Source organism: Emticicia agri (assembly GCF_004168285.1).
Taxonomy (GTDB): Bacteria; Bacteroidota; Bacteroidia; order Cytophagales; family Spirosomataceae; genus Emticicia; species Emticicia agri.
Map to the genome: position 1 here is coordinate 184610 of NZ_SEWF01000007.1, position 10367 is coordinate 194976.

Here is a 10367-nt window from a genome sequence, read left to right on the forward strand (position 1 = left end):
CAATGAAGAAAATTTACCTTATCACTTCATTTTTGCTATTCACCATAGCCGCCAACGCACAGGTTTACTATCGTTTTAGTGGCTATGTAAGAGATACTATTGATGGCAAGCCTTTAGTCAAAGCCTCAATCAATGTTGATTTTGGCAAGTTCGGGGCTGTTACCGATGAAAATGGCTTTTTTGACATAAATATTCCCTCAGGCGAACACGCCGTAACCATAAAGTTTGTTGGTTATCGTCCTGTAAGAGATGGTTTCAGAATCTTATCAGATATCAGGCGTAACTATGCTTTAGGACGGTTAGAAAATGAACTCGAAGAGGTAATCGTATCAAGCAAAGGTGTAGAAGCCAACGTACAACGCCCCTTGTTAGGCGTAAATCAGTTGAATATTAAAACTCTCCGTAAACTCCCTGCTGCGGTTGGTGAGGTTGACATTCTGAGAGGGTTACAGATGCTTCCGGGTGTAACCAGTGTAGGAGAAGCTTCAAATGGGGTTAATATCAGAGGAGGTACTACCGACCAGAATTTACTTTTGTTAGATGATATTCCTATTTTCAATCCTACACACATGTTTGGTTTGTTCACGGCATTCCCGTCTGAAGCGGCATCAGGGGTTGAGGTTTATAAAGGAAATACCCCTGCTCGCTTTGGTGGTAGAGCAGCCGCAGTAATGGATGTAACCCTTGCGCAGCCTTCATTAGATAAATTCAAGATGAATGGTGGCATCAGTTTAGTTTCCAATCGTTTGACATTAGATATGCCTATTATAAAAGATAAATTAGGCATTATGATATCAGGCCGGGCTTCTTACAATGATTTCCTGCTACCACTTGCCTCTAAGAAATTAGATGATATAAAAGCCAATTTTGCCGATCTGGTAGGGAAAGTATTCTGGCGTTTAAACAGCAAAAATACCATTACTGCTTCGGGCTATTATAGTAAAGATTTTTTCCAGACCGAACTCCTGGGCGGAATCGGTAATATCAATGCTACTTCTACGCAGTATGACTACCGCAGCAGAAGTTTTTCGGCACGTTGGTTTTATGCTATCTCACCTAAATTAAACCTGCAAACTACGGTGGTCTCAGCGTATTATATTCCAAAAACTTTGTTACCTGAGCTTAACACTGACAACAAGGTTGTACTCTTATCAGACATAGATTATAAACAAGCCAAGACCAACCTCAATTATTCGTTAGATAAGCATAATATTGAAGTAGGTTTAAGTGCTACTAAATACAAAGTTGGCCCCGGCGAATTACAACCCGGTACCAGCAAAAGTGTGTTAGCCCTGAAAACCCCTGATGAATATTCTTTAGAAACCGGTATCCATGCTGAAGATGAAATTACTCTTTCGCCTAAAACTACCTTTTCTGTGGGTGTCAGATACTCACAGTTTTTCGCTTTGGGGCCTTCTAATGTACAAATCTATGCTCCCGGAGAACCTAAAGACGCCTTATCAGTGCGTGATACCGTTTTTTATCCCAAAGGCAAAGTCATTCAGTCGTATGGAGGTTTTGAACCAAGAGTAGGTCTGAAATATTCGATTAGCGAAAAAACCTCTGTTAAAGTGGGCTATAATATCATGCGCCAGTATATGCAGGTAGTAACCAATACCACTACTCCCCTACCAACCTCTCGCTGGAAAACATCCGACCCCCATATTCGTCCGCAGGTAAGTTCATTAATGGCAGCAGGAGTATTCCATAATTTACCGGGCAATGTATATGAGCTTTCGGTGGAGGGATATTACCGCACCACCAACAATATCATCGATTATAAACCCGGCGCAGATTTTTTATTAGATTCTCATCCTGAAATGCAATTATTGCAAGGTAAAAACCGCTCTTATGGTTTAGAAGTGATGTTTTCAAAGAAAAAAGGCGAAATGACAGGTTGGGTAAACTATACTTATTCCCGCTCATTAAATCAGGTTTCGGAAGGAAATAGTTTTGGAGAGCAGATAAACTTCGGGAAATGGTATGCGGCTAACTACGACAGACCACACTCTTTTAATGCTTCTGTCATTATCAACCAAGGCAAACACCACGATTTTTCATTCAATTTCTCTTACAGTACCGGACGTCCGTTTACCATGCCGGAAGGATTCATTATCTATCAGGGTACCAGTTATCCATATTATGGCGTACGCAACAATGCCCGCCTGCCTGACTATCACCGCCTTGATTTTGCCTGGAATATCTATCAGCCAAGCATGAAAGATAAACGTTTTAAAGGCAACTGGACATTCACGGTATTTAACCTCTATGGCAAGAAAAATGCCTACTCGGTATTTATCCGTACACAAGGTACAGCAGTTACCGCTTATAAATTAGTTGTTTTTGGCGCACCAATTGTGTCTTTGTCCTATAATTTCAGATTTATGTAAAATAGCATTGTTGCCATATTTTATAGAAGGTCCTCCCATAAAGAGGACTTTTTTTATGGCTACGCAACCCTCTCAGCCATATCTGCATCTACTTACTGAACTAACAAATTTAATCTTCTCTGAAATTATGAAAAAGCTCCCATTATTCTCAATTGCCCTTGTATTGCTTTGCACAAATTTGGTTTCTGCCCAGACTTTAGAATCAAATACCCAATGGTTGAGTAGCCACTTAGACAGATTAGTCAAAGAAGAAAAAGGTAAAAACCTGACTGTAAATGACAAAGAAAGCGTGCCTACTTTCAGATTCAAAGGCTGTCAGATGAATATGAATATTGACTCAAGAGATTCGGATGTTAATTTTGGTATGACTATTTCATGGTTATTAAAAGACGTACAAAAAGTTTCTTATGCCCGGGAAAAAGACGGCAATTATGAATTGAAAATGATAGTACCTGCCGACAGGCTGAAAATGAAGTTAGGTTTTGGCAATGACAACGCTTTGAGCGGCTCATTCAATCTGAAAGATGATGACAACAATAGTAAAACAAATTTTACACTACATACGCAAGACGAGAGTCTGGTAAAAGAAATAGTGCATAAATTTGAAGATTCGGTAAGAATGTGCAAAAACGCAAGATAATCAGGGGGGCACTTGCCCCTCTTCTTTTTCAAAACTCAATATACGGTTCTATTTTTTGAATAGTCGCTGCATCTAAAATTTTTATCTGTTTTAAATCTTCTATCGACTTAAAACTGCCATGTTGCTCACGATAGGCAATAATAGCTCTTGCTTGCGCAAATTTCAGGTAAGGATGCCGTAAATCTGCCAAAGGCAGTTGATTCACTTTTAACTTCTTAATAGTACCATTCACATAGCCATACTTTAATAATTCATCTGCGGTTTCAGTAGGCAAGCCATACGTTTCTCGCACCTGCTCTGCATTGGCAAATCCACCTAATATATCTCTGAACTTAACAATCCGTTTGGCATAACCTGAGCCAATTCCTCTGATTAATTTCAGTTGAGTAGTATCGGCCGTGTTTAAATCAAATTTCGCAAGGATTTCTGTTTTCTTAGGTATAAAGGCAACTGGTTTTTCAGCTACTAAAGGCTGAGTTATAATTTCGGCTTGTGGCGTATTAACAGAGGCTTCATCGGCAGATGGAAGGGTAATATAAGGCTCTAATCGCTCATAAGTTTCCGGATAAAGCCCATAGATTTTAGCTAAATCTTCTTTTTTCCTGAACTTCCCTCCTTTGTTTCTGTATTTCTCTATGCGTTCGGCAATAAATTTGGGTAGTCCTAATTCTTCAAATTGTGCTACGGTAGCAGTATTGGGGTCAAAATTAAAATGCTTATAGGTTTTAGTTTTGGTATCAGTATAGTCTGACTTAAACGTACGGTTCTTGTTATACTCCTTGGTCTGGTTATCTACAGCAACTGTCAGACTATCCAGCATTTTTGGCGAAGAAATAACCAGATTCTGTGGTTTCTGGCTAAAGAAATAGTCAGCTCCCCACATTAATACCAATACTCCGATAATGATGCCAAAAGCAGTTATCACTCCCTTTGCTTCATAGGAAGTCATACTTAAAGAATCACGGATAAATTTCTGAAGTCGGTTCATAAAATAGCAGTCACACACAAATTACTCAAAAATAATAAGATAGCTCATGTATTTGCAAGGTTTTAGTTAATTTTGTGAACAAAATAATATTTTTCAATGAAAGTACGCTCCCTCCAGTTAAAACATATTGGTGTCTTTGAAGATGAAACTATTTCTTTTCCTGAAAAGAAGGATAAAGATATGGCAGAAATTCATATTCTGACAGGAGAGAATGGGACTGGGAAGACTACTATTTTGCAAGCTTTGGCATGTGCGTTGTCAACAACTAATTTTGATTATTCTTCAATTTCAAATGATTTATTATTTACAAAGCGTTTCAGATTTGAAAATAACAAATCATTATGTATAGTTTCTACTTCAAGAGGAAGAATAGAATTACAAAAAAATGAAGATACTTTAATTCCTTCTGGTATAGATGATTATCACCTAAACGAAGAAAAAGAGGATTTTGGCATTAATAAAATCCCAGCTTTTGCCTATTCAGGATATAGATTTGTTAATAGTGATTTAAGAACCAATATTAAAGAGATTCCTAATTACAATCCTCTTGTAAAAGCATTAGATTTTAACAAAATTTATTATGAAAATGATTATTCCATAAATCAATGGCTTGCAAATACTATTTCAAAAAGAAATAATGCAAGAAATAGGAATGAGAAAGAGAAAATAAAAAAATTCGAAGAAAATATTAAGAGCCTGGAATTTGTGATTGGTGAAATTATAAACCAAGACATTGAATTTGTATTAAATACAGAAAATTTAAATGTAATGGTTTTAATAAAAAAAACTAATAAAGAATTTGAATTTGATGTCTTACCAGATGGTCTTCGCTCTCTAATTAGTTGGATTGGAGATTTATTAATGAGAATTGATAATATAAAATGGAAAACTGATTTATTGCTTAGTGACAAACCAATTATTCTGCTTCTTGATGAAATAGAAGTGCATTTACACCCTGCCTGGCAAAGAAAAGTTTTACCAGTTGTACAAAAGCTGTTTAAAAATGCACAGATTTTTATTACTACCCATTCTCCTTTTATTGTTAATTCAGTAGATGGTGCTTATATATATGAATTAAAGTTAAACGAGAGTGGATATTGTAAAGTTAAAGAACGTACATCTTCTTCAACCTCTAAGCCAATTGATGAAGTTCTGAATGAAATCTATGATATTGAAATATCTCAAATGTATGGACTTCCTGTTGAAAAAGAGATTGAGAATTTTCATAGAATAATAGAAAAAGCATATAAAAAAGATGTGAGTTTTGATAAAAAAGATTTATTAAAAAAAGCAAAGAGATTAGCCCTGAAAAGCCCGGAATTACAAAATAGAGTGCAATTTGAACTTAGACAATTATCAAGAAATTTAGCTGATGATTTTTCTATATGATAAATTTTAAAAGGGGGCTCAATCCTTTAACTCCTGAAGAAGAAAAAAAACTTGGCGAATGGTGGGAAGAAAAGTATAGTAAAAGTAAAAAAAGTAGTGATTGGTCATGGAAAGGAAAAGGCAAGATTATACAAAGTGCTTTATTGAAATGTAATAATGACCATTGTGCTTATTGTGATTGCCATCTATTAAAAGATGACCGAGGATTTGAAATAGATCATTTTAAACCTAAAACAACTTTTTTATTAGATGCTTTCACTTACAGTAATTTATTCCCATGTTGTAGAGAATGTAATAAAAGAGGAAATAAATATGATACTTTGTTATTAAAGCCGGATGAGACTAACTTTCAGTTTGAAGAATATTTCCGGTACGATTCTCGTACGGGGAAAATCCTGCCTAACGAATTAAAATCAGTTGAAAATCAAAAGAGAGCAGAAATAACTATTAAAATATTTAATCTAAATTCAGGTAGTAAGCCACTTAATAGATTTAATGCAATAAAAAAAGAAGTCGCTTACAATACTCCTTTTGATGAGAGACCCTATAGATATGGTTATTAATAAAGTGTTAAAATTAAAATAATTAAATGAGCAAACCAGCATTAACAAATTCACTGCAAGATATTATTTCTCATGCCAAAGAATATGGCTTTGTGTTTCCTTCCTCTGAAATCTACGATGGATTGCAGGCAGTTTATGACTACGGACAAAACGGTGTAGAACTTAAAAATAACCTGAAAACAGCATGGTGGAAAGCCATGACTCAACTGCACGACAATATTGTGGGGATCGATGCCGCTATTTTCATGCACCCACTTACCTGGAAAGCATCAGGACACGTAGATGGTTTTAACGACCCTATGATTGACAATAAAGACAGTAAAAAACGTTACCGTGCCGACCAGTTGTTAGAGGGTAAAGCAGAAGAATATGCGGCAGCCGGACAAACGGAAAAAGCACATACTTTACTGGCTGAAATGGGTAGACTATTAGGTGCAGAAGATTTATCAGGTGTGCGTGATTTGATTATTGCTGAAAACATTGTTTGTCCTATCTCAAAAACAGCCAACTGGACAGAAGTACGCCAATTTAACCTGATGTTCTCTACGCAGGTAGGTTCGGTAGCAGAAGATTCAAGTCTGATATATTTACGTCCTGAAACGGCACAAGGTATCTTTGTCAACTTCCTGAATGTACAGAAAAGCGGACGTATGAAAGTACCTTTTGGTATTGCACAGATTGGTAAGGCTTTCAGAAACGAGATTGTAGCCAGACAGTTTACGTTCCGTATGCGTGAGTTTGAACAGATGGAAATGCAATTCTTTGTACGCCCCGGAACAGAAATGGAATGGTATAAAGAATGGAAAGAAACCCGTTTGAAATTCCACAAAGCCGTAGGCTTACCTGTTGAAAAACTGAAATTCCACGACCATGAGAAGTTAGCACACTATGCCAATGCAGCGGTTGACATTGAATTTGAATTCCCATTTGGTTTCCGTGAAATAGAAGGTATTCACTCAAGAACTGATTTTGATCTACGGAATCATCAGGAACTATCGAAGAAAAAACAGCAGTACTTTGATGCTGACCTTGATGAAAACGGTAAGCCTTTTGGTAATTATATTCCATACGTAGTAGAAACGTCTGTAGGTGCCGACCGTCTTTTCTTGGCTACTTTCTGCAATGCCTTTACAAGAGAAACCGTGGGCGAAGGAGAAAACGAAAAAGAACGTACCTATCTGAAACTACACCCTGCCCTGGCTCCCATTAAAGTGGCCGTATTACCATTAGTAAAAAGAGATGGTTTGGCAGAAAAAGGTGAAGCTATTGCGCAATCGTTGAAATCTTCTTTCAGAACAGTTTATGACGATGGTGGTGCCATTGGTAAACGCTATACCCGTCAGGACTTAATTGGTACACCTTATTGTATTGCTGTTGATTACCAGACTATGGAAGATGATACGGTTACTATCCGTCACCGTGATACAATGGAGCAGGAAAGAGTATCCATCCGCGAATTGAAAGAAAAAATCGGGTATCAGGTTTCTATGGAACGTATCCTCGAAAATATATAGGATTTTATATCCTCCATTATTAAAATCAGCATGAAATAGTCCATTATTTCATGCTGATTTTGTTTTTAGCCGTTCCGGCAATCCTCTTATCAAAACTAATTTTCTCGGGCTTCAATCCAATAGATAAAATTTTTCGTAACTTTCTTAGTATTATTTAATTTCTTCATCTTTTTATACTATTTTTATAGTACCATCGATATACCTGTTAATGCCAGCACTCTTATGAAACTTTCTCCCGATAAAACCTTATTGGAGTATTTTTACTATCGAGAAAAAAATCAACCTGATAATATCTATCTTCGGCAACCTCTCGGAGATACTTACAAAGATTTCTCCTGGAAAGAAGTAGGTCAGCAAGCCCGAAAGATAGCCACCTATCTGAAATCGCTGAATCTGCCTCCCAAAAGCAATATTGCATTGGTTTCAAAAAATTGTGCAGAATGGCTTATTGCCGACTTTGGTATTCTGATGTCAGGCCATGTGTCTGTTCCTTTCTATGCTACGCTCACAGCCGAACAACTCAATCAGGTAATGGTTCATAGCGGTTGTCAGGTAATTTTTGTTGGTAAATTAGATGAGGTAGAGAATATCGAGAAAGGGATTCCAAAAGATGTAACACGCATTTCGTTCCCTACTTATAATCCACAACCTGCCCATGTGCAGTGGGAAGAAATAATGGCTCATCATGCCCCGCAAGCCGAAGATTATCTTCCGAAAATGGACGATTTATTCAGTATCATTTATACTTCCGGCACTACCGGAAACCCCAAAGGCGTCATGCTGACCTTTAAAGCGGTAGCATCAGGCGTATATAGTACCCGTGAACACGCTAAATTAGATTATCCCAATGCCCGGTTCTTTTCTTACTTACCGCTATCTCATATTGCCGAAAGAAATGTCATAGAATCCGGCGCAACCATAGCCGGAGCAACTGTCTATTTTGCCGAAACCTTAGAAAGTTTTGCTAAAAACTTAGCAACGGCCAAGCCAACGCACTTTTTGGCAGTTCCTCGAATCTGGACAAAATTCCAGTTGGGTATTCTGTCAAAACTCCCACAAAACAAATTAGAGTTTCTCCTGAAGATACCTGTTATCAGCAGTCTTATTAAAACTAAAATCCGTAAAGGGTTGGGACTAAACAATACCGCTATTATTCTGACAGCGGCTGCACCTATGCCAATTCCACTGATAGAATGGTTCAGGAAATTAGGTATTGTCATACAAGAAGCTTATGGTATGACCGAGAATCTGGGAGCAGTAAGCATGATGCCCCGTGAGAAAATCAAAGATAGTACAGTTGGAAAAGTGTACCCTGGTATGGAGATAAAACTGATGCCCGATACTCATGAAATATGTACCCGCTCAGACTGGAATATGATAGGCTATTATAAGGAGCCGCAAATGACAGCCGAGACCATTGATTCGGAAGGTTGGATACATACTGGAGATGTAGGAGAATTGGACGAGGAAGGCTACCTGAAAATAACAGGACGTGTAAAAGAAATGTATAAAACCTCGAAAGGTGAATATGTAGCTCCGGCACAGATAGAAGTAGGCTTTGCCAGCAATAGTTTTATTGAACAGATATGCGTAGCGGGCAATAATTTACCACAACCTATTGCATTGGTAGTATTATCTGATTTTGCCAGAACTACTGCCAGACAAAAGGTGAATGAAAGCCTGGAAGCAACGCTGAAAGGATTAAATCCGACGCTGAAGCCTTACGAAAAGGTGCAAAGGATAGTCATACTAAAAGACACTTGGACAGTAGACAATAACAAACTGACCCCAACTATGAAGATAAAAAGAGGGAATATTGAAAAAGAATTTGCGGCTCAGTTAGAACCCTGGTATAATAAAAAAGAAACCGTAGTCTGGGAATAAAATACATTGAGACTATTTTTTAAACTGTGTCAAAACTAAACTTAGAATTTTTCTAATTTTACAATAGACAAAGTTTTTTTATGGCAACCAATCAAGACTTCGATTTTAAGGCTTTTCAAGAAGAAGCCATCAAGGGTTTATATTCAGGCAAGCCCTTAACAGGTGAGAATAGCATTTTTGCTCCCATGCTCAAGCATTTTTTAGAGCAATCCTTACAGGGTGAGATGGAAGCTCATTTATTAGAAGAGCGATCATTAGGCAAGTCAAACAGGCGAAACGGTACTTCAAGTAAAAGGGTAAAAAGTAATGTTGGGGAATTTGAACTGCAAACCCCAAGAGACCGTTCTGTAAGTTTTGAACCAAGTATAGTATCCAAGCGGCAAGTTGTTTTAACAGAGCAATTAGAGGGTCAAATTATTTCGATGTATAGCCGTGGTATGAGTTATTCAGAAATAGGCAAACATCTTCAGGAAATATATGGCTATTCCTTGTCTGCCAGTGAACTTACCAGTATTACTGACAAGGTATTACCCATGTTAAGAGAATGGCAGGTACGTCCATTATCACGCATCTATGTAGTTGCCTGGTTGGATGCGATGTACTATAAAGTAAGAACCGATGGTAAGGTTAATACTCGTGTGCTTTATAGCGTTATTGGATTGAATTTAAGAGGTCAGAAAGAAGTATTAGGTATTTATCTGACAGAAAGTGAAGGGGCAAAATTCTGGTTAAGCGTACTTCAGGATTTCAAAAATAGAGGTGTAGAGGATATTTTTATTTCCTGTGTGGATGGTCTAAAAGGTTTTCCGGAAGCTATTGAAAATGTGTTTCCTAAGACCCAAATACAATTGTGTGTTGTTCACCAAATTAGAGGTTCTTTACGCTTTATTCCAGAAAAATACATTAAAGAATTTATTGTTGATTTAAAGTCAGTCTATCAAGCTCCCAATAGTATTATTGGTGAAGAGAACTTGCTTGTTCTTGAAGAGAAATGGCGTA

Annotated in this window: 8 protein-coding genes; 7 read left to right on the forward strand and 1 reads right to left on the reverse strand. The window is 37.4% G+C overall.

All coding sequences use genetic code 11. The features are described from left to right. Window positions 1-2 precede the first annotated feature (2 nt). Window positions 3-2390: a TonB-dependent receptor gene (locus tag EWM59_RS06945; protein ID WP_130020221.1), complete on the forward strand. Its 2388-nt coding sequence runs from the start codon at window positions 3-5 to the stop codon at window positions 2388-2390. A gap of 127 nt (window positions 2391-2517) precedes the next feature. After that, complete coding sequence (locus tag EWM59_RS06950; protein WP_130020222.1) at window positions 2518-3030, forward strand: hypothetical protein; 513 nt, start codon at window positions 2518-2520, stop codon at window positions 3028-3030. 28 nt (window positions 3031-3058) lie between these two features. Here the strand turns inward: EWM59_RS06950 and EWM59_RS06955 are convergent, their stop codons facing one another. After that, window positions 3059-4018: a ComEA family DNA-binding protein gene (locus tag EWM59_RS06955; RefSeq protein ID WP_130020223.1), complete on the reverse strand. Its 960-nt coding sequence runs from the start codon at window positions 4016-4018 to the stop codon at window positions 3059-3061. A 96-nt stretch (window positions 4019-4114) separates the two neighbouring features. On the opposite strand from EWM59_RS06955, the gene EWM59_RS06960 reads away from it, so the two are divergent. From EWM59_RS06960 to EWM59_RS06980, 5 genes are all read left to right on the forward strand, one after another. Then, window positions 4115-5407: an AAA family ATPase gene (locus EWM59_RS06960; protein ID WP_130020224.1), complete on the forward strand. Its 1293-nt coding sequence runs from the start codon at window positions 4115-4117 to the stop codon at window positions 5405-5407. Then, a complete protein-coding gene (locus EWM59_RS06965) occupies window positions 5404-5970 on the forward strand; it encodes a retron system putative HNH endonuclease (protein WP_130020225.1) in 567 nt (188 codons plus the stop codon). Before EWM59_RS06960 ends, EWM59_RS06965 begins: the two co-directional genes overlap by 4 nt. A gap of 26 nt (window positions 5971-5996) precedes the next feature. Beyond that, the gene (locus tag EWM59_RS06970) at window positions 5997-7484 is read left to right on the forward strand and encodes a glycine--tRNA ligase (RefSeq protein ID WP_130020226.1); all 1488 of its coding nucleotides are present in this window, start codon (window positions 5997-5999) and stop codon (window positions 7482-7484) included. 222 nt (window positions 7485-7706) lie between these two features. Then, complete coding sequence (locus tag EWM59_RS06975; protein WP_130020227.1) at window positions 7707-9368, forward strand: AMP-binding protein; 1662 nt, start codon at window positions 7707-7709, stop codon at window positions 9366-9368. 80 nt (window positions 9369-9448) lie between these two features. Continuing rightward, the coding region (locus EWM59_RS06980; protein ID WP_130020228.1) for an IS256 family transposase at window positions 9449-10367 on the forward strand (919 nt) is incomplete at its 3' end.